At 68.8% G+C, this 19387-nt stretch carries 17 protein-coding genes; 6 read left to right on the forward strand and 11 right to left on the reverse strand.

From position 1 onward, the window contains the following. From AC1RRS_RS12385 to AC1RRS_RS12415, 7 genes are read right to left on the reverse strand one after another with little or no spacing between them, the layout of a single operon-like run. Window positions 1–1221 (reverse strand): aminotransferase class V-fold PLP-dependent enzyme, encoded by a 1221-nt coding sequence (locus AC1RRS_RS12385; RefSeq protein WP_492855437.1) that lies wholly within the window; start codon window positions 1219–1221, stop codon window positions 1–3. Further along, a complete protein-coding gene (gene sufD / locus AC1RRS_RS12390) occupies window positions 1218–2243 on the reverse strand; it encodes a Fe-S cluster assembly protein SufD (RefSeq protein ID WP_492855439.1) in 1026 nt (341 codons plus the stop codon). Before sufD ends, AC1RRS_RS12385 begins: the two co-directional genes overlap by 4 nt. Continuing rightward, window positions 2240–2989, reverse strand: a complete 750-nt coding sequence (sufC, locus tag AC1RRS_RS12395; RefSeq protein ID WP_492855440.1) for a Fe-S cluster assembly ATPase SufC — start codon at window positions 2987–2989, stop codon at window positions 2240–2242. The genes sufD and sufC overlap by 4 nt, the downstream gene beginning before the upstream one ends. Beyond that, window positions 2982–3374, reverse strand: a complete 393-nt coding sequence (locus AC1RRS_RS12400; RefSeq protein ID WP_492855441.1) for a hypothetical protein — start codon at window positions 3372–3374, stop codon at window positions 2982–2984. The genes sufC and AC1RRS_RS12400 overlap by 8 nt, the downstream gene beginning before the upstream one ends. Beyond that, window positions 3371–4840, reverse strand: coding sequence for a Fe-S cluster assembly protein SufB (gene sufB / locus AC1RRS_RS12405; RefSeq protein WP_492855442.1), 1470 nt, complete (start codon window positions 4838–4840; stop codon window positions 3371–3373). Before sufB ends, AC1RRS_RS12400 begins: the two co-directional genes overlap by 4 nt. Then, complete coding sequence (locus AC1RRS_RS12410; RefSeq protein ID WP_492855443.1) at window positions 4840–5976, reverse strand: cysteine desulfurase family protein; 1137 nt, start codon at window positions 5974–5976, stop codon at window positions 4840–4842. Before AC1RRS_RS12410 ends, sufB begins: the two co-directional genes overlap by 1 nt. Beyond that, on the reverse strand, window positions 5973–6425 hold the full coding sequence (locus AC1RRS_RS12415) for an Rrf2 family transcriptional regulator (RefSeq protein ID WP_492855444.1): 453 nt from the start codon (window positions 6423–6425) through the stop codon (window positions 5973–5975). Before AC1RRS_RS12415 ends, AC1RRS_RS12410 begins: the two co-directional genes overlap by 4 nt. Before the next feature lie 194 nt (window positions 6426–6619). Here AC1RRS_RS12415 and AC1RRS_RS12420 point away from each other — a divergent pair, with 194 nt between their 5' ends. Both AC1RRS_RS12420 and AC1RRS_RS12425 read left to right on the forward strand, forming a co-directional pair. After that, entirely contained in the window at window positions 6620–7273 is a 654-nt protein-coding gene (locus AC1RRS_RS12420; protein ID WP_110119812.1) for an alpha/beta hydrolase, read from the forward strand. Between the two features lie 327 nt (window positions 7274–7600). Continuing rightward, window positions 7601–8881 carry an NAD(P)/FAD-dependent oxidoreductase gene (locus AC1RRS_RS12425; RefSeq protein ID WP_492855446.1) on the forward strand — a complete coding sequence of 427 codons (1281 nt, stop codon included), beginning with the start codon at window positions 7601–7603 and terminating at the stop codon, window positions 8879–8881. A 126-nt stretch (window positions 8882–9007) separates the two neighbouring features. On the opposite strand, the gene AC1RRS_RS12430 is transcribed toward AC1RRS_RS12425, so the two are convergent. Further along, window positions 9008–10111 (reverse strand): anhydro-N-acetylmuramic acid kinase, encoded by a 1104-nt coding sequence (locus AC1RRS_RS12430; RefSeq protein ID WP_492855447.1) that lies wholly within the window; start codon window positions 10109–10111, stop codon window positions 9008–9010. A gap of 197 nt (window positions 10112–10308) precedes the next feature. On the opposite strand from AC1RRS_RS12430, the gene tyrS reads away from it, so the two are divergent. From tyrS to AC1RRS_RS12450, 4 genes are all read left to right on the forward strand, one after another. After that, window positions 10309–11637: a tyrosine--tRNA ligase gene (gene tyrS, locus AC1RRS_RS12435; RefSeq protein ID WP_492855448.1), complete on the forward strand. Its 1329-nt coding sequence runs from the start codon at window positions 10309–10311 to the stop codon at window positions 11635–11637. Between the two features lie 79 nt (window positions 11638–11716). Further along, entirely contained in the window at window positions 11717–12184 is a 468-nt protein-coding gene (locus AC1RRS_RS12440) for a peroxiredoxin (protein WP_110119815.1), read from the forward strand. Between the two features lie 221 nt (window positions 12185–12405). Next, a complete protein-coding gene (locus tag AC1RRS_RS12445) occupies window positions 12406–13557 on the forward strand; it encodes a M23 family metallopeptidase (protein ID WP_110119816.1) in 1152 nt (383 codons plus the stop codon). Continuing rightward, the gene (locus tag AC1RRS_RS12450) at window positions 13538–14035 is read left to right on the forward strand and encodes a bactofilin family protein (protein ID WP_492855449.1); all 498 of its coding nucleotides are present in this window, start codon (window positions 13538–13540) and stop codon (window positions 14033–14035) included. The genes AC1RRS_RS12445 and AC1RRS_RS12450 overlap by 20 nt, the downstream gene beginning before the upstream one ends. 81 nt (window positions 14036–14116) lie before the next feature. Here the strand turns inward: AC1RRS_RS12450 and prfB are convergent. From prfB to AC1RRS_RS12465, 3 genes are all read right to left on the reverse strand, one after another. After that, a protein-coding gene (prfB, locus tag AC1RRS_RS12455) for a peptide chain release factor 2 (protein ID WP_492855450.1) occupies window positions 14117–15236 on the reverse strand; the annotation gives its coding sequence in 2 pieces (ribosomal slippage) (window positions 14117–15166 and window positions 15168–15236; 1119 coding nt in all). Window positions 15237–15331: 95 nt separating this feature from the next. After that, complete coding sequence (locus AC1RRS_RS12460) at window positions 15332–17713, reverse strand: penicillin-binding protein 1A (protein WP_487289407.1); 2382 nt, start codon at window positions 17711–17713, stop codon at window positions 15332–15334. A gap of 298 nt (window positions 17714–18011) precedes the next feature. Next, window positions 18012–19208 carry an N-acetylmuramoyl-L-alanine amidase family protein gene (locus tag AC1RRS_RS12465; protein WP_492855451.1) on the reverse strand — a complete coding sequence of 399 codons (1197 nt, stop codon included), beginning with the start codon at window positions 19206–19208 and terminating at the stop codon, window positions 18012–18014. Window positions 19209–19387: the final 179 nt, after the last annotated feature.

The raw sequence follows: 19387 nt of genomic DNA on the forward strand, positions 1-19387 counted from the left end.
TCAACTGAAGAAGCTGCGGGCCTTGTCCAGCGCGTCCACGAACGCGTCGGCTTCGGCAGGCGTATTATATAGGGCGAAGGAAGCCCGGGCGCTCGACGTCACCCCGAACCTTTTCATCAGCGGCTCGGCGCAGTGCGTCCCGGCCCGCACGGCCACGCCGTAGCGGTCCAGCACCTGGGCCACGTCATGGGCGTGGGCGCCCTCGACGACGAAGCTCATCACCGCGCCCTTGCCGGGCGCCGTACCGAGGATCCGCACGCCGTTGACGCCTTCGAGGCGCTGGGCGACCCGCTCATAGAGCGCGTGCTCATGGGCCAGGGCCGCTTCGCGGTCGACGCCGTTCAGCCACTCGATGGCCGCGCCCAGGCCGACGGCCTCAAGGATCGCCGGCGTGCCGGCCTCGAAGCGGTGGGGCGGGTCGGCATAGGTGATCTTGTCGAGGCTGACCGAACCGATCATCTCGCCGCCGCCCTGGTAGGGCGGCAGGGCGGCCAGGCGCTCGGCCTTGCCGTAGAGCACGCCGATGCCGGTGGGGCCGTAGAGCTTGTGGCCGCTGAAGACGTAGAAATCGACGTCGAGCGCCTTCACGTCCACCTTGGTGTGGACGATCCCCTGGCAGCCGTCGAGCAGCACCGGCGCGCCGGCCGCATGGGCCAGGCGCACGATCTCGGCCACGTCGTTGACCGTGCCCAGCACGTTCGACATGTGGGTGACGGCGACCATCCTGGTCTTTTCCGACAGCAGGCCCTTGTAGGCCTCCATGTCGAGCCGGCCGTCGTCGAGCACCGGGATGAACTTCAGCACGACGCCGTAGCGCTCGCGCAGGAAGTGCCAGGGCACGATGTTGGCGTGGTGCTCCATCTCCGAGGCGATGATCTCGTCGCCGGCCTTCAGCGAACGGCCAAAGGTGTCGGCCACCAGGTTCACCGCTTCCGTGGCGCTCTTGGTGTAGACGATCTCGCCCACGTCGGCGTTGATGAAGCGCGCGATGGTTTCCCGCGCCTTTTCATAGAGTTCCGTCGTTTCGTTGGCCAGCGTGTGCAGGCCGCGATGGACGTTGGCGTAGGAGGTGCGGGCCAGGCCCATCATGGCGTCCAGCACCGCGTCGGGCTTCTGGGCGCTGGCGGCGCTGTCCAGGTAAACGAGCGGCTTGCCGTGCACCGTGCGCGACAGGATCGGGAACTGGGCGCGGATGGCCTCGACGTCGAAGGCGGCGGTCATTCTTCACGCCCCAGCTGCTTGGCGACCCAGGCGGCGGCGATCTCGCGCGCGCCGGCGTGCTCGATGCGCTCGACCACCTCGCCGACGAAGGCCTGCGTCAGCATCGCCCGGGCTTCCAGCTCGGGAATGCCGCGCTGGCGGGCGTAGAACACCGCTTCCTCGTCCAGGGCGCCGATGGTGTTGCCGTGGGCGCAGGCGACGTCGTCGGCGAAGATCAACAGCTCGGGCTTGGCGTCGATCTCGGCCTTGTCCGACAGGATCAGGGCGTGGTGGCCCATCCGCGCGTCGGTCTGGTCGGCGCCGGGCTGGACGATGATCCGGCCCTGGAACACGCCGCGCGCCTGGTCGGCGACCATGCCCTTGGTCAATTGGCTGGTCACGCCGTCGACGCCGTCGTGGGTGACCACGGTGGTCTGGTCGGCATGGCGCTGGCCGTTCAGCAGATAGATCCCATCCAGGCGAGCCTGGGCGTGGGCGCCGGGATGAGCGACGTGGGTCTCGATCCGCTGGCGGCGCGCGCCGCTGGTCAGGACGGTCTGGGCAAAGATCGCGCCGGCGCCGAGTTCGACGCGGGCGGTGACGACGTCGACGGCCTCGGCGTCATCCTCGACCAGCACGATGCGCGTCAGGCTCGCGCCCTCGCCCACGGCGATGTCGAGCGACACGTCCGAGATGTAGCCGGCTGCGCGGCCCTCGTGGCTTTCCAGCAGAGTCAGGCTGGCGCCCGGCTCGACCACGACCGCATACGAGGCGGCCTGCGAGACCTTGTCGGTCGCCGCGACGAAGCGCAGCGCCAGGACGTCGCCCTGCCCGCTCGTGGCCACGTGGCGGCCGTTGACGAACAGGATCTCGCCGTCGACCAGGCCCGCGAACGGACCGGCCGCGACCTCGCCGTCGAACTTCGGCGCGGGATCGGGCAGCACGCGGATCAGGCCGCGCAGGTCGGTCCAGCGCCAATCCTCGTCGCGGCGCGACGGCAGCGCGGTGACGTCGCCCGTCTTGAGAGCGGTCGAAAGGCTCACGCGGCGGCCCCGACGTACTTGTCGTAGCCCTCGGCTTCCAGCTGCAGGGCCAGCTCCGGGCCGCCCGAGGCGACGATGCGGCCGGCGGCCAGCACGTGCACGCGGTCGGGTTTGATGTAGTCGAGCAGGCGCTGGTAGTGGGTGATCACCAGCATGCCGCGCTCAGGCGAGCGTAGAGCGTTGACGCCTTCGGAGACGATCTTCAGGGCGTCGATGTCGAGGCCCGAATCCGTCTCGTCGAGGATCAGGAACTTCGGCGACAGCATCGCCATCTGGAAGATTTCCATCCGCTTCTTCTCGCCGCCCGAGAAGCCGACGTTCAGGCCGCGCTTGAGCATCTCGAAGTCGATCTTCAGCGAAGCGGCCTTTTCCTTGGCCAGCTTCAGGAAGGCAGGCGCGGCGATCTCGTCCTCGCCGCGGGCGCGGCGTTGGGCGTTCACCGCGGTGCGGATGAAGGTCAGGGCCGGCACGCCGGGGATCTCCAGCGGATACTGGAACGACAGGAACACGCCCTTGGCCGCCCGCTCGTTGGGCTCCAGGCTCAGCAGGTCCTCGCCGTTGAGCGTGGCCGTTCCTTCGGTGACCTCATAGCCGCCGCGGCCGCTCAGCACGTAGGACAGCGTCGACTTGCCGGCGCCGTTCGGACCCATGATGGCGTGCACCTCGCCGGCCGGCACCTCGAGCGTGACGCCCTTCAGGATCGGCTTGTCTTCGACGCGGGCGTGGAGGTTTTCGATCTTAAGCATGGGTCTCGTTGGTCTTTTCGAGCGTCGTATCGGCGCCGACAAAGGTCTCGACGACCTCGATCTGGCCCTCGATGGCGGCGTTGAACAGCGAAAGTTCCTCGGCGGGAATCCAGTATTCCTCGTGCTCCTTGCCGCCCACGACCTTGGGGTCGTAGCCGGCGAGGAAATCGGCCGAGACGTTGAAACGGGTGACGTAGCCCCGCTTGTCGTCGTTGTGCACGGCGTTCCAGTCACGGGCGATCTGGGCGGCGTAGGCCTGGTTGGTCACCGGATAGAAAATCGGCTGCTCGGGCAGGCGCGGCGGGAATTCCGTCCAGCCGGACGCCTCGATCAGCTTCAGTTCCGCCGTACCGACCGGCCGGTAGAGCGTGACGGCCACCGTCATCCCACCGAGCCTTCGAGAGAAATCGCCACCAGCTTCTGGGCTTCGACGGCGAACTCCATCGGCAGTTGCTGCAGCACGTCGCGGACGAAGCCGTTGACCAGCAGGGCCACGGCCTCTTCCTGCGAAAGGCCGCGCTGCTGGCAGTAGAACAGCTGGTCGTCCGACAGGCGGGTGGTGGTGGCCTCGTGCTCGAACACCGACTGGCCGTTGCGGGCCTCGATATAGGGCACGGTGTGGGCCGCGCAGGTCTTGCCGATCAGCAAGCTGTCGCACTGGGTGAAGTTGCGCGCGCCCTTGGCTTTCGGGTGGGCCGAGACCAGGCCGCGATAGGTGCTGGTCGACTTGCCCGCGCTGATGCCCTTGGCGACGATCCGCGACTTCGTATTGGCGCCCAGGTGGATCATCTTGGTGCCGGTGTCGGCCTGCTGATGGCCGTTGGTGACGGCGATCGAGTAGAACTCGCCCGACGAGCCCTCGCCGCGCAGCACGCAGGACGGATACTTCCAGGTGATGGCCGAACCGGTCTCGACCTGGGTCCACGACACCTTGGAGCGGTCGCCGCGGCAGTCGGCGCGCTTGGTCACGAAGTTGTAGATGCCGCCCTTGCCGGTCTCCGGATCGCCCGGATACCAGTTCTGGACGGTGGAATACTTGATCTCGGCGTCGTCCAGCAGGACGAGCTCGACCACGGCTGCGTGCAGCTGGTTCTCGTCGCGCATCGGGGCCGTGCAGCCCTCCAGGTACGAGACGTAGGCGCCCTTGTCGGCGATGATCAGGGTGCGCTCGAACTGGCCGGAATCCTTGGCGTTGATCCGGAAATAGGTCGACAGCTCCATCGGGCAGCGCACGCCCGGCGGCACGTAGACGAACGAGCCGTCCGAGAACACCGCGCTGTTGAGGCAGGCGAAATAGTTGTCCGAGGTCGGCACGACGCTGCCCAGATACTGCTTGACCAGTTCCGGGTGCTCGCGGATCGCCTCGCTCATCGAGCAGAAGATGACGCCGGCCTGGGCCAGCTCCTTCTTGAAGGTCGTGACGACCGACACGCTATCGAACACCGCGTCCACGGCGTAGCGCGGCGCGCCTTCGACGCCGGCCAGCACGGCCTGCTCCTTCAGCGGGATGCCCAGCTTTTCGTAGACGGCCAGCAGCTCGGGATCGACCTCGTCCAGGCTTTTCGGCCCTTCCTTGGTCTTCGGCGCGGCGTAGTAGTAGGTGTCCTGGTAGTCGATCTTCGGATAGTTGACGTTGGCCCAGTCCGGCTCCTCGAGCTCGAGCCAGCGGCGATAGGCCTCCAGACGCCATTCCAGCATCCACGCCGGCTCGTCCTTCTTGGCCGAGATGAAGCGCACGATGTCCTCGGAGAGCCCCTTGGGGGCGAACTCCTGGTCGATATCGGTCGTAAAGCCGTGCTCGTATTTCTCGAGCGCGGCGACGGTGTCGATCGTTTCCTTGACCGCGGCCATCAAGCCACCTCCCGGCGCCGGGCGCCGATACGCTTCCAGGCGGCGAGCCAGGCGTCGCCGCACACAATCCAATCCGCTTCCGTGCTCGCCCAACCGCCGCTGACACGCAGCGCATAGGGGGCGAGATCGGAGCGGCCCATGGCCTCGACCACGCGACTGGCCTTGACCTTGCCCGACGAGCAGGCGCTGCCGGCGCTGACCATCACCCCGGCGAGATCCAGGTTCATGACCTGGACCTGCGAGGCGAAGCCCTCGGCGGCCAAACAAAGAGTCTGGGGCAGGCGAGCAGCGCCCTCCCCGAGCACCACGCCGCCGGCGTCCTTGACCCGCTGGGCCAAGGCGTCGCGCCAAATGCCCTGATCGGCCGCCCGGGGCAAGTCCCGCAGGGCCGCCGAAGCCGCCGCGCCGAAGCCCGAAATCCCGGCGACGTTCTCGGTGCCCGCCCGGCGGCCACGCTCCTGGCCGCCGCCGTGCTGGCGACGCACCACATTGGCCCGCGTGCCGGCCACCAGCGCGCCGACGCCTTGCGGGCCGCCGATCTTGTGGGCCGACAGCGCCAGGGTGTCGGCGCCCAGGGCGGAGAAATCGATGGCGATCTTGCCGGCCGCCTGCACGGCGTCGACATGCAGCAGGCCGTCGGCCGCGCGCACGATCACCGAGGCCCCGGCGACGGGCTGGATCACGCCCGTCTCGTTGTTGGCCAGCATCAGGCAGACCAGGGTGCGGCCCTCGCCGGCCAGCAGGTCCGAAAGCTTGGAAAGGTCGGCCACGCCGTCGGCGTCGACCGGCAGCACCGCGACCGAAACGCCGCTGGCCGCGGCCGTCTCGACCACGGCGTCGTGCTCGATGGCGCTGACCACGATGCGTTTGACGCCCGAGGCGACCGCGCTGTCGATGGCCAGGGCGTTGGCTTCGGTGCCGCCGCTGACGAAGGTGACCGAGCCAGCGACCACGCCGACCAGTTCGCCAACCTGCTTGCGGGCGGTCTCCACGACGTCGCGAGCGGCGCGGCCGGCCGCGTGCACCGAGCTGGGATTGCCGGCCAGCTCAAAGGCGCGCAGCACCGCGTCCCGCGCCTCGGGGCGGATCGGGGCGGTGGCGTTGTAGTCCAGATAGATGGCGGGCTTGCTGGTCACGCCGCGGCCTTCGCCTCCGGCCGCAGGCGGCCTTCCAGAACGTCGGCGATGGTCACCGAGGCCAGGTAGGAATGGATCTGGCGGCCCATCTCCTCCCACAGGTCGTGAGTCAGGCACTTGGCGCCGCCGGCCATGCAGCCCTTGTGGCCGGTCTTGCCGACGCCGCAGCGGGTGGCGCGCAGGGGCTCGTCCACGGCCATGACGATGTCGGAGATTCGGGTCGAACGGGCGTCGGTCGCCAGGCGATAGCCGCCGCCGGGACCTCGGGCGCTGACCACCAGCCCCTTGCGGCGCAGGCGGGCGAAAAGCTGTTCGAGATAGGAAAGAGAAATCTGCTGGCGGGCGGCGATCTCGGCCAGGGCCACCGCGCGGCCCTCCGCCTCGTCCTGCTTGCGGGCGAGGTCGGTCATGGCCATCACGGCGTAACGTCCCTTCGTGCTCAGGCGCATCAGGCGCTCTCCCTTGCAGATTCCCCGCGCAACCGCATTTGCGTATGCTACAAGCCGCGACTTCGCGCCGCGCCCTGCTGGGCGGTGCGCGCGATGCGGATTTAGGAAGACCAAGCGCGGCGGTCAAGTATTCCATGCGCCTTTCACGGCGAATGGTACAGGCCCCGACGCCCCAACTCGTGACGGGGACCTGTATGCCTGACGTGATTTTGACCGGCGCCGCGGGCCGTATCGAAGGCCGCTATTCGCCGGGCAAGACGGACAATGCGCCCATCGCGCTGATCCTGCACCCGCACCCCAAGGCCGGCGGTCACATGAACCACCCGGTGTCGGTGCAGCTGTACCACCTGTTCATGAAGCGCGGTTTCGCGACCCTGCGCTTCAACTTCCGCGGCGTCGGCCGCAGCCAGGGCGAATTCGACAGCGGCATCGGCGAGCTGGCCGACGCGGCCACGGCGCTCGACTGGCTGCAAGCCAACAACCCCGCCGCCGCCCAGACCTGGGTCGCCGGCTACAGCTTCGGCGCCTATATCGGCATGCAGCTGCTGATGCGCCGCCCGGAGACGGACGGCTTCATCTCGGTGTCGCCGCCGACCAACATGTACGACTTCAGCTTCCTGGCCCCCTGCCCGGCCTCGGGCCTGATCCTGACCGGCGGCGCCGACACCGTCGTGCCGCCCGTCGAGGTCGAGCGCGTGGTCTCCAAGCTGCGCACCCAGAAGGGCATCGTCATCGACTATGAAGTCGTCGACAAGGCCACCCACTTCTGGGCCGAACACCTGCCTAGCGTCGAGCAGGCCGTCGGCGGCTATCTCGACAAGCGCCTGGAAGCCAACCCGATCCCGTAGGGGTTGGAGGCTTCAAGGTTCTGGAATTCGAAGCCCGCCCTCGGTCGCCGAGGGCGGGTTTTTCGTTTGCCCCGTTTTTTCCTCCGAGCATCCCCGCGAAGGCGGGGATGCAAGCCGAGTCGGCAGATAGGTCAGGGCCGTGCCGTAACCTGGAAGTCAGTTTGGATCCCCGCCTTCGCGGGGATGCTCGGAGATGTGGAGCAAGAGTAAGCGGCAAGGTCGGAGGAAATCCGCCGCTCGACCACCCCAACCTTCGCAACCGCGAGACAGACTCGCCGCCGCCCTCTAAAACCGTCGTTATCGCTCCCATCGCAGAACGGTCGGCCCATGCATTATGACATCGTGATCGTCGGCGGCGGGGCGGGCGGGCTGGAACTGGCCGCGCAGCTGGGCCGCAAGCTGGGACGCCGGGCCGGCAAGGAGCGGATCCTGCTGATCGACCGCTCCAGCTTCCACATCTGGAAGCCGACCCTGCACGAAGTGGCGGCCGGCACGCTCGACGTGCACCAGGAGGGGCTGTCCTATTCGATCCTGGGCCGCGCCAACCATTTCAGCTTCCTGCTGGGCGATCTGGCCGCGCTCGATCCCACCGCCAAGCGCCTGACCCTGAAGCCCATCGCCGCGCCCGACGGCGGCGTGCTGGTGCCCGAGCGCTCGATCACCTTCACCTGGGGCGTGCTGGCCATCGGCAGCGGCTCCAACCTGTTCGGCACGCCGGGCGCGGAGACCGCCCACCTGTTGGAGCGGACGGAAGACGCCGAGGCCTTCCACACCCGCCTCCTGGCCACCTTCATGAAGGCCTCGTTCGCGCCCGAGCGAACCATGGGCGTGGCCATCGTCGGCGGCGGCGCCACGGGGGTCGAACTGTCGGCCGAACTGCTGGAAGCCCATCGCGCCCTTCTGGACGCCCTCGGCGCCGAGCAGCGCTTCCGCCTCGACATCACCATCGTCGAGGCCGCGCCGCGCATCCTCGGCGGCCTGCCCGACAAGACCTCGGCCCAGGCCACCGTCGCCCTGGAGCGCAAGGGCGTGCGGGTGCGCACCGGCGCCAAGGTGCTGGCCGTCCACCCCGACCGCCTGGAAACCAGCCACGGCGACATTCCCGCCGACCTGATCGTCTGGGCCGCCGGCGTGAAGGCCGCCGAGAGCAATCTCGCGCTCGGGCTGGAGACCAACCGCCTCAACCAGTTCGTGGTCAACGACCGGCTGGAAAGCTCCGCCCCCGACATCTGGGCCCTGGGCGACTGCGCCGCCTGCCCGTGGAAGGACGGCAAGCTCGTCCCCGCCCGCGCCCAGGCCGCGCACCAACAGGCCAGCTACCTGGCCAAGGTCCTGCTCGCCCGTCTGCGCCAGGCGCGGGTGGAAGAACCCTATGTCTACAAGGACTTCGGCTCGCTGGTGTCGCTGGGCGAGAACAAAGGCGTCGGCGCCCTGATGGGCGGCCTCGGCGGCCCCAACTTCTTCATCGAGGGCCTGGTCGCCAAGTGGTTCTACGTCTCGCTCCACCTGGCCCACCACAAGGCCATCCTCGGCGTGACCAAGACCGCGCTGCTGGCCCTGGCGCGGCTGCTGCAGCAGCGCGTGGCGGGGCGGCTCAAGCTGCACTGACCGCCTGCGGCGGCCCCCTCAGTCGCTCCGCGACAGCTCCCCCAAAGGGGGAGCATCTATCGCCGCAAAGATCCTCCCCCTCTGGGGGAGGTGGCCCGGAGGGCCGGAGGGGGCCCGCGCAGCGGGCTACGGCCGCACGATCCGCCCCCCCGTCATCGCCCGCGCCACCCCCGTCGTCCCCGGGAAGCTGATCGGCAGCCCCCGCGCCGTCCGGGCCGCGAGATACGCAAACGCCTCCGCCTCGATCGCATCGCCGCGCCAGCCGTAGTCCTCGGCCGTCTTCACCGGCACCGGGCAACGCTCGGTCAGCACCTTCATGATCTGCGGATTATGTCGCCCGCCGCCGCAGACGATCAGGGCGCTGGGTCGGGCGCCGTGTTCGAAGGCCTTGACCACGGCCTCGGCGGTAAAGGCCACCAGGGTGGCCGCCGCGTCCTCGGCCGACAGCGGCTCCACCAGGTCGAGCGGGAAGTCGTAGCGGTCCAGCGACTTGGGCGCGGGGCCGGCGAAATAGGCGCTGGCCAGGAACCGCTCCAGGATCGCCTCGTCCACCTTGCCGGCGGCGGCCAGGCGGCCGTTCTCATCGAACCGGCCCAGGCCCCGCTCCTGCAGCATCAGGTCGATCATGCCGTTGCCGGGACCGGTGTCGAAGGCCAGCAGCGTGCCGTCCTCGTCGACCAGGGTGATGTTGGCCACCCCGCCGATGTTCAGGGCCGCCACCGGCGCGGCCAGGCCCGAGGCGCGGGCGCGGGCATCGTGATAGATCGGGGCCAGCGGCGCCCCCTGCCCGCCCGCCGCCACGTCTGCGGTGCGGAAGTCGAAGGCCACCGGCCGGCCGGTCAGGCGCGCCAGCCGCTCGGCGTCGAGCAACTGCACCGTCCGGCCGATCCGCTCGGGCGTCGGCCGCTCGTGCAGCACCGTCTGGCCGTGCACGCCCAAAAGGTCGAAGTCGCCCCAGGAGAGGCCGTGCTCGGCCAGGAAGCTCTCGGCGGCGTGGAAATGCTCGTCGGCCACGACCTGGGCGGCCTCGGCGAAGATCTCGGGCTCGGGTCGCTCGCGCGGCCAGCCGCGGGCGATCTCGGTCGCCACCAGCAAAAGGTCGCGCGTCGCCTCGCGCAGCTTGCGTTCGCCCGAAGGCCCGAAGGCCTGGATCGTCTCGCCGTCGGTCTCGAGCACCGCCATGTCGACCGCGTCGAGCGAGGTGCCGGTCATGAATCCCAGAATGCGCATGGGTCCGTTGACTGCCACGGCCCGCGTCGGGTAGCTAGGCCCCATGACCGCCAAGGCCCTCCGTACCCGCGCCTATTATCGCCCGCTGATCTAGCGGGCGAACGACCGGTCATGTCGACGCACCGCCACCTGGCCGGCGATGCGTCCCTCCCCTTACCGACGACGTCTCCGGCGCACAGCCTTCAAGGAGACTATCGATGAAACCCTCGCCACAGACCGCCCCGCCCGTGCTAGACGCGCGGACCAGCGATACAGAGAGTCGAGCCATGTCCGCGCCGCAGAGCTTTAAGTCCGATTTCCTCAAGACCCTGCAGGCGCGCGGCTACATCCACCAGATCACGCATCCGGAAGAGCTGGATACGGCGGCCGCCTCGGGCGTCGTCACCGCCTACATCGGCTTCGACGCGACGGCCCCCAGCTTGCACGTCGGGTCCTTGATCCAGATCATGATGCTGCGCCGCCTGCAGCAGGCCGGCCACAAGCCGATCGTCCTGATGGGCGGCGGCACGACCAAGGTCGGCGATCCGACGGGCAAGGACGAAAGCCGCAAGCTGCTGAGCGACGCCGACATCCAGGCCAACATCGCCGGCATCAAGCAGGTCTTCGCCAAGTTCCTGACCTTCGGCGACGGCCCGACCGACGCCATCATGGTCGACAATGACGAGTGGCTGAGCAAGTTCGGCTACGTGCAGTTCCTGCGCGACTACGGCGTGCACTTCACGGTCAACCGCATGCTGGCCTTCGACTCGGTGAAGCTGCGGCTCGAGCGCGAGCAGCCGATGACCTTCCTCGAGTTCAACTACATGCTGATGCAGGCCACCGACTTCCTGGAGCTGAACCGCAAGTACGGCTGCGTGCTGCAGATGGGCGGCTCGGACCAGTGGGGCAACATCCTCAACGGCGTCGAGCTGACCCGTCGCGTCGACCAGAAGGCCGCCTTCGGCCTGACGACGCCGCTGCTGGCCACGGCCTCGGGCGCCAAGATGGGCAAGACCATGTCGGGCGCCGTGTGGCTCAACGCCGAGCAGCTGAGCCCGTACGACTACTGGCAGTTCTGGCGCAACACCGAGGACGCCGACGTGGGCCGCTTCCTGAAGCTGTTCACCGACCTGCCGCTGGAGACGATCGCCGAGCTGGAGGCCCTGCCGGGCGCTCAGATCAACGACGCCAAGAAGGTGCTGGCCGACCAGGCCACCCGCATGGCCCACGGCGAGGAGGCCGCCAAGGCCGCCCGCGACGCCGCCGAGAAGGCCTTCGAGCAAGGCCAGCTGTCGGCCGACCTGCCGACGGTCGAGATCGCCGCGGCGATCCTCGCCGAAGGCGTGCCGCTGGCGGTGCTGGCCACCGACATCGGCCTCACCGCCTCGCGCGGCGAGGCCCGTCGCCTGGCCCAGGGCGGCGGCCTGCGCCTGAACGACGCCCAGGAGAAGGACGGCGACCGCCTAGTGACCAACGCCGACCTCGTGGACGGCGTGGTCAAGCTCGGTCAGGGCAAGAAGAAGATCGTGCTGGTCAAGCCGGTCTGAGATGCTGCGTTCCCGGGGTCGGCCTCGCCGGCTCCGGGATCACTATGATGTTGGCCTCCGTGATCTTGGAGAGAGTGCGATGCTGAGCCCCGGCGACAAGGCCCCCGACTTCGACCTGCCCACCGACACCGGCCGCGTCAGCCTGGCCGGCCTGAAGGGCAAGGCCGTCGTGCTCTACTTCTATCCGAAGGACGACACGACCGGCTGCACGTCGGAAGCCCTGCAGTTCTCGGCCGAGGTCGAGGAGTTCGCCAAGGCCGGCGCGGTGATCATCGGCGTGTCGAAAGACAGCGCCGCCAGCCACGGCAAATTCCGCAAGAAGCACGACCTGACCGTCGAGCTCGCCGCCGACACGCTTGGCGAGACCGTCGAGGCCTACGGCTCGTGGGTCGAGAAGAACATGTACGGCCGCAAGTACATGGGCATCGACCGCTCGACCTTCCTGATCGACCGCGAAGGCGTGGTCCGCGAGGTCTGGCGCAAGGTGAAGGTGCCCAACCACGTCAAGGCGGTGCTCAAGGCCGCCCAGGCGCTGAAGGCGTCGTAAGCGCGCGACCAACAAAGTGTGGCGCCGAGGCCGCAAGGCCTCGCATTTCGGCAACGACTCCCGTGTCGCGTGTAGCCAAGCCGTTCATGCGGCGTTAATCGACGCAGACGCATGGTCGAAACTTGGCCTTCCGCGCCTTCGCAGGTGCGAAGAGTCTTGCGCCTTTCCGCTTTCTCGTTGCATATCGCCAGGACCTTGAGAACTGGGGGGTTTCCTGGGCAATGGCGATCGCGCGCTTTCAACGCCTATTCAAGACCCTCGAAAGTCTGTTTCCCGAACGACATCTGTATGTTCGCTCGGGCGGAGAGATGCGCGGCTACGTGCTGTCGACGGGTAAGCAACTGGCCTGCGCCGCCGGCGTCGGCGCCGCGGCCCTGTGGATGGGCGTGTGCACCGCAGCGATGATGGTCAACGCCCTGGCCGTAAGCCAGACCGACCAGGTCGTCCTCAAGCAGAAAGCCTATTACGAGCGGCTCAACGCCGACCGCCAGGCGCGCCTCAACAGCGCTGTCGCCCAGCTGTCGGCCACCAGCGGTTCGCTCGACGAACTGGCCGCCTCGGTCGAGAAGCGCCACGCCGCGCTCGCCCTGCTGGTCAGCGACTTCAAGGGCGCGCCCGGCGCCGCCCAAGCCCTGGCCGTGGGCAAGCCCACCCTCGCCGACGCCTCGCCGGTCGAGCGCATCCAGGCCACCCGCATCGACCAGGAACGCCTGATCGACGCCGCCGAAGGCTTCGCCAAGAGCCGGGCCGAGCGCCTGCGCCTGGCCATGCGCATGGCCGGCCTCGACGCCGGCAGCTTCACCGGCCGCGGCTCGGGCCTCGGCGGTCCGCTGATCGAGGCCAAGGACCCGCGCGCTCTGGCCGCCGTCCTCGACGTCGACGAAGAATTCGCCAGCCGCATCCACCGCGCCGCCAGCGACATGTCGGACATGCGCTCGCTGTCCAGCGCCGCCCAGCGCCTGCCCTTCTACCGCCCGACCTCGAACCCGGCCCTGTCGAGCAGCTACGGCGTCCGCTTCGACCCGTTCACCCACCGCCCGGCCTTCCATTCGGGCCTCGACTTCCCCGGCGCCTTCTATACGCCGATCATGGCCACGGCCCCGGGCGTCATCTCGTTCACCGGCGTGCGCTCTGGCTACGGCAACACCGTCGAGATCGACCACGGCGGCGGCTTCAAGACCCGCTACGCCCACCTGCAGGCCATCGCGGTCCGGGTCGGCCAGCGCGTTTCGATCGGCCAGCGTGTCGGCGCCATGGGCTCCACCGGACGCTCCACCGGCCCGCACCTCCATTACGAGGTCTGGGTCAACGGCCGCGCCCAGAACCCCAACCGTTTCCTGAAGGCAGGCGAGTATGTTCAGCAAGCCAGCTAAGGGGTCCAAGACCCAGCCCCAGATCGAGCCGCTGCCGCTCACCCCGGCCGCGCCCGCCGTCGAACCGGCCCGCAAGGCCCCGCCGCGCGTGGCTTCGCTGATCTCGTCGGACATCACCATCGAGGGCGGCGTCAACGGCGACGGCGAGCTGCAGATCGACGGCGTGGTGCGCGGCGACGTCCGCGTCGGCCGCCTGACCGTCGGCGAGACCGGCCATGTCGAGGGCGGCGTCTACGCCGAGGTCGTGGAAGTGCGCGGCCGCGTGGTCGGCGCCGTCACCGCCAAGCAGGTCCGTCTCTACGGCACGGCCTATGTCGACGGCGACATCACCCACGAGCAGCTGGCCATGGAAACCGGCGCCTTCTTCCAGGGCCGCAGCCTGAAGTTCCAACGCCAGGCCCCGCCGCAGGTCGCCCCGGTCTCGGCGGCGCCCGCGCCCGTCGCGGACCTTACACTGACGGCGCGGCCGGTCGGCTGAAGCCAAGGCCACCGCGCCCCCAAAGAAAAACGCCCCGGATCACTCCGGGGCGTTCGTCGTTTCAGGCCATGCCGAAAGGCCTCAGCCCTCGGCGTCCCGCGTCGCGCCGACCCGCTGGGCCAGCGAGGCGCCCATGAAGGCGTCCAGGTCGCCGTCCAGCACGCCGGCGGTGTCGGAAGTCTCGACGTTGGTCCGCAGGTCCTTGACCATCTGGTACGGCTGCAGGACGTACGATCGGATCTGGTGACCCCAGCCGATGTCGGTCTTCTGGTCGTGCAGCGCCTGCTGGGCGGCTTCACGCTTCTGAAGTTCGGCCTCGTACATCCGGGCGCGCAGCATCTTCCAGGCCTCGTCGCGGTTCTGGTGCTGCGAGCGGCCGGCCTGGCAGGCCACCACGATGCCGGTCGGGATGTGCGTCAGACGCACGGCCGAGTCGGTCTTGTTGATGTGCTGCCCGCCAGCGCCCGAGGCCCGGTAGGTGTCGGTGCGCACGTCCGAGGGGTTGATGTCGATCTCGATCGTTTCGTCGATGACCGGATAGACCCAGGCCGAGGCGAACGAGGTGTGGCGCCGGGCGCTGCTGTCGTAGGGGCTGATGCGCACCAGGCGGTGCACGCCGGCCTCGGTCTTCAGCCAGCCGTAGGCGTTGGCGCCCTTGACCAGCAGCGTGGCCGACTTGATGCCGGCCTGATCGCCGTCGGTCTCTTCGACCAGCTCGGTGGTCATGCCGTGGGCGTTGGCCCAGCGGGTGTACATCCGCAGCAGGATGCCCGCCCAGTCGCACGACTCGGTGCCGCCGGCCCCGGAGTTGATTTCGATATAGGCGTCGTTGCCGTCGGCCTCGCCCGACAGCAGGGCCTCGAGTTCGGCGCGGGCGGCGCGTTCCTTGATGGCCTTCAGCTGGGCGCGGGCGTCGTTGAGGGAGTCCTCGTCGGACTCCATCTCGGCCAGTTCGGCATATTCGAGCGCGTCCTTGACGTCGCGTTCGATGCTCTGGACGGCCTCGACCTTGGCGGCCAGGTTGGCGCGCTCGCGCGACACGGTCTGGGCCTCGGACGGACGGTCCCACAACGTCGGGTCTTCGACCCGCGCGTTCAGTTCATCGAGTTTTCTAAGGGCGACATCCCAGTCAAAGACGCCTCCTGAGCAGTCCAACGGACTGCTCGATGTCGGCCGCGGCGGCCTCGACATCCGGTCTCATCACGTAGCTCCGTGACACAAAGTAAGGGCGCGGGACATAGCCCGCGCCCGGAGTCGGCGCAATGGGGCGGCGCAACCGCCCCGGCTCCTCAAGACCTAATAGAGCCCGCTGATGTCAGGCTGCTTCGGCTGCTGCCTGGGCTGCGGTTCCGACGGCGAAGGCTGGCCGGTCGGCACGCCGTTGGGCCAGGCGTCGCCGTAGGAGATCGGGCCGCCGGTCGGGGTCGGCGCGACGACCTTGGGCTCGGTGCCCGGACGGAAGGCCTCGCGCACGCCGCGCACCACGGCGAACTTGGCGGTCTTGGGCGGCTTGAAGTCGGTCTTGGGCTGGTCCTTCAAGGCCACCTTCATGAAGTCGATGAACACCGGCACGGCGTCCTGCGAGCCCGTCTCGCCCTCGCCCAGCGAGCGGTTGTCGTCGAAGCCGACGAACACGCCGACGATCAGGTTGGGCGAATAGCCGATGAACCAGGCGCTGCGGTACTCGTTGGTCGTGCCGGTCTTGCCGGCCAGCGGATAGCCCAGCTGGCTGACCGAGGCGGCCGTGCCGCGCTGGACCACGCCCTGCAGCATCGAGGTGATCTGGTAGGCCGTGACCGGGTCCATCACCTGCTCGCCCGGCGCGGTGACGCGCGGGCTCTCGTCGCCGTTGAAGCCGGCGGTGCAGCGCGGACAGTCGCGCTTGTCGGCGCGGAAGATCACCTTGCCCTCGCGATCCTGCACCAGCTCGATCAGGTGCGGTTCGATGCGGCGGCCGCCGTTGGCGAACGGCGCATAGGCCGAGGTGATCTTGAACGGCGTGGTCTCGCCCGCGCCCAGGGCCATGGCCAGCACCGGCGACATGTCGCGCGTGACGCCGGTCTTCTTGGCCATCTCGATGATCTTCTTCATGCCCACGCCCTGGGCCAGGCGCACGGTCATGGCGTTGATCGAGCGCTCCAGGCCCTTGCGCAGCGGCAGGGCGCCGTAGAACTTCTTCTCGTAGTTCTCCGGGCTCCAGTCCTGGCCGTTGGCGCCCTTGAAGGTGATGGCGCTGTCCAGGATCACGCTGGCCGGCGTGTAGCCGTTCTCCAGGGCCGTGGCGTAGACGAACGGCTTGAACGACGAGCCGGGCTGGCGCATCGCCTGGGTGGCGCGGTTGAAGTTCGACAGCGAGAACGAATAGCCGCCCACCAGGGCCACCACGCGGCCGGTATAGGGCTCGATGGCCACCAGGGCGCCGTTGACGGCCGGAACCTGCCTCAGGCGATAGGTGGACGTGCCCTCGACCTGCTCGACGAACACCAGGTCGCCGGTCTTCAGGCCCTTGCCGGCCTTGGCCCAGACGATGTCCTCGCCGGCCAGGGTCCCCTGCCCTTCGCCCTTGATCAGGCGCACGCCGCCGCCGGCCGAGGTGACCACGGCCGCGCGCCAGCCCCGGCGCTCGGCCGGCGGACGCTTGGCCTGGGCGGCCTTCTCCCAGCCCTCGTCCAGGCTCTCGACATGGCCCCAGGCCCCGCGCCAGCCGTGGCGGCGGTCATAGTGCTCCAGCCCGTCCATCAGCGAGGCCCGCGCGGCGGTCTGCAGCTTCGGGTCCAGCGTGGTGCGCATGTAGTAGCCGCCCTCGTTCAGGCGGTCGCCCAGCGTGGCCATGCCGCGCTGGCGCACTTCCTCGACGAAGTAGTCGGCGTCGCGATAGGCCGCGCGCTTGGGGGCCGGCTGCACGACCAGGTCCTCGGCCATCGCCTTTTCGGCGTCGGCCCGGCTGACCCAGCCCAGCTCGGCCATCTGGCCCAGGATCCAGTCGCGGCGGGCCTTAGCCTTGGCCTTGTTGCGGATCGGGTGGTAGTTGTCCGGCCCCTTGGGCAAAGCCGCCAGATAGGCGCTTTCGGCCAGGGACAGCTCGGGCAGCGACTTGCCGAAATAGTTGTAGGCGGCCGCGCCGACGCCGAACGAGCGATAGCCCAGCCAGATTTCGTTCAGGTACAGCTCGAGGATCTGCTGCTTGTCGAGCGACTGCTCCAGGCGCCGGGCCAGGATCGCTTCCTTGAACTTGCGCCCGACCGTGGCGTCGCTGGTCAGCAGGACGTTCTTGGCCACCTGCTGGGTGATGGTCGAGCCGCCTTCCAGGCGCCGGCCGCGCATGGCGTTGCCGACGTTCTTGAGCATGGCGCGCGAGAAGCCGCCGACGTCGACGCCGCCGTGCTTGAAGAAGTTGCGGTCCTCGGCGGCCATGAAGGCCTGGGCCAGCTGCGGCGGGATCTGATCGTAGGGAACGAAGATCCGGCGCTCCTTGGAGTATTCGCCGATCAGGGTGCCGTCCCAGGCATAGACGCGCGTCGCCGTCGGCGGACGGTAGTCCTGCAGTTCGCCCGCGTCGGGCATGTCGTGGAACAGCCACGCGGCGTAGATGGCGATGGCGAACCCCGCCACCGCGATCGTCGACAGAACCGCGACGCCGGCTATGGCGATCCATCTTTCGGCGGGCTTCAAGTCCACGCGGCCTCCGTCGAGCGGCGCGGGGGTCGCGCGCTCAAATCATCTCAAGCGATGGCTGTAACCCGCATCGGGCGAGGCGCCAACGCCCCTGCCCCGTCTCGGACTCGCCGCGAAGGCCGCGCGACATCACAGCCCCCTTATCCGAGCATCCCCGCGAAGGCGGGGACCCAAGCTGATTTTCCGGACGAAGCCCCGCACGCGAGAGCATCCGCAGACTCGGCTTGGGTCCCTGCCTTCGCGGGGATTGAACGGTTGAAAAGTCGAAATTCGGCGGCCAACCAGGGGCGCACCGGCAGCCTCAGCGCGCCGCCATTCGGGTCTGGGCGGCGAAATAGGTCTCGATCGAGGTGGCGACCGCGCCCATCAGGCGTTCGCGGCCCGAAGCGCTCTTCAGCAGCTTCTCGTCCTCGAGATTGGTCATGAAGCCCATTTCCAGCAGCACGGCCGGAACGTCGGGGGCCAGCAGCACGATGAAGCCGGCGTCGCGGTGGCTGCGGCGAAGCAGCACGGTCTCGTCGCCCACCTTCTCCAGCAGGGTCTCGGCGAAGGCGGCCGAGCGGTTCTTGGTGGCGCGCTGCGACAGGTCCAGCAGGATCTGGCCGACCGCGCGGTCGCGGCCCGGCAGGCTGGCCTTCATCAGCCAGTCGTCCTTCTCCAGCACCCGGGCGGCGCGCTCGGCGCCCTTTTCCGACAGGGTGTAGACGCTGGCGCCGCGGGTGCCGACATCGGGGCCCGAGTCGGCGTGCAGCGAGATGAACAGGTCCGCGTCGGCGCGACGGGCGATCTGCACGCGCGATTCCAGCGGGATGAAGGTGTCGGTGTCGCGGGTCAGCACGACGTTGAAGCGGCCGGACTTCTCCAGCTTGGCCTTCAGCGCCTTGGCCGCGGCCAGGGTGACGTCCTTCTCGTTGGTGTTGGCGCCGGCCGAGCCGGGATCCTTGCCGCCGTGACCGGCGTCGATGACGATCGTCTTCTTCAGCTTCAGGCCCGAGGGCTTGATCGGCGTCGAGACGGTGGTCGGGCGCATCACCGCGGCGTTGGCCGTGGCCGGATCGCTGGCGGCCAGGTCGATGACATAGCGATAGGCGGTCGCGCCGTCGGCCGGCGGCAGCAGGAAGCGCCGCTTGACCACGGCCTTGGCCGAAAGATCCAGGGAAAGGCGCGCGCCGCCGGCGGCCTCGTCGATGACCCAGCGGTCGACCAGACCGTGGCCCGCGCCCTGAAGATCACCCGAAACGGTCACGTTGGGCAGGCCGACCACGACTCGGCTGGCGGCCGCGCCGTCGCCGATCAGCTTGCCGACGGCCGCGCGGTCCAGGTCGATGACGACTCGGGTCTCGGCGCGGTCGCCGCCGAAGCGGACCTTCTGCACGCCGGCGGCCGGCGCCGGACCCTGCACGGTCGCCACGGCCACGCCGGCGAGCGCCAGCGCGCCGACGATCAGCGCCGCCTTCGCCCAACCCGTTCTCGCAGCTCCGATGACGACCTTACGCATTACCGCCCAGCCTGCTGGCGCTTACTTGAAAACCAATGAGGGATATCCGCACGGACGGGTAGCAAAACCGTTAAGGAAACCGATCTCTTCATCAATTTCGATGCTTGCTCCACGGCGCTTTTCATTTGCGTCGCGTTCTTGCTAGAGTAGCGCCGTACGCAGAGCGACGTCGTCAGACG

It is taken from the genome of Caulobacter sp. GW821-FHT12A07 (assembly GCF_058807655.1).

Bases quoted from the DNA above. Each gene is read 5' to 3' on its own strand.
- AC1RRS_RS12415 (WP_492855444.1), bottom strand. From the start codon at position 6,425: ATGCGCCTGAGCACGAAGGGACGTTACGCCGTGATGGCCATGACCGAC.
- AC1RRS_RS12400 (WP_492855441.1), bottom strand. From the start codon at position 3,374: ATGACGGTGGCCGTCACGCTCTACCGGCCGGTCGGTACGGCGGAACTG.
- AC1RRS_RS12420 (WP_110119812.1), top strand. From the start codon at position 6,620: ATGCCTGACGTGATTTTGACCGGCGCCGCGGGCCGTATCGAAGGCCGC.
- sufB (WP_492855442.1), bottom strand. From the start codon at position 4,840: ATGGCCGCGGTCAAGGAAACGATCGACACCGTCGCCGCGCTCGAGAAA.
- AC1RRS_RS12465 (WP_492855451.1), bottom strand. From the start codon at position 19,208: ATGCGTAAGGTCGTCATCGGAGCTGCGAGAACGGGTTGGGCGAAGGCG.
- tyrS (WP_492855448.1), top strand. From the start codon at position 10,309: ATGAAACCCTCGCCACAGACCGCCCCGCCCGTGCTAGACGCGCGGACC.
- AC1RRS_RS12430 (WP_492855447.1), bottom strand. From the start codon at position 10,111: ATGCGCATTCTGGGATTCATGACCGGCACCTCGCTCGACGCGGTCGAC.
- AC1RRS_RS12440 (WP_110119815.1), top strand. From the start codon at position 11,717: ATGCTGAGCCCCGGCGACAAGGCCCCCGACTTCGACCTGCCCACCGAC.
- sufC (WP_492855440.1), bottom strand. From the start codon at position 2,989: ATGCTTAAGATCGAAAACCTCCACGCCCGCGTCGAAGACAAGCCGATC.
- AC1RRS_RS12385 (WP_492855437.1), bottom strand. From the start codon at position 1,221: ATGACCGCCGCCTTCGACGTCGAGGCCATCCGCGCCCAGTTCCCGATC.
- AC1RRS_RS12450 (WP_492855449.1), top strand. From the start codon at position 13,538: ATGTTCAGCAAGCCAGCTAAGGGGTCCAAGACCCAGCCCCAGATCGAG.
- AC1RRS_RS12445 (WP_110119816.1), top strand. From the start codon at position 12,406: ATGGCGATCGCGCGCTTTCAACGCCTATTCAAGACCCTCGAAAGTCTG.
- AC1RRS_RS12425 (WP_492855446.1), top strand. From the start codon at position 7,601: ATGCATTATGACATCGTGATCGTCGGCGGCGGGGCGGGCGGGCTGGAA.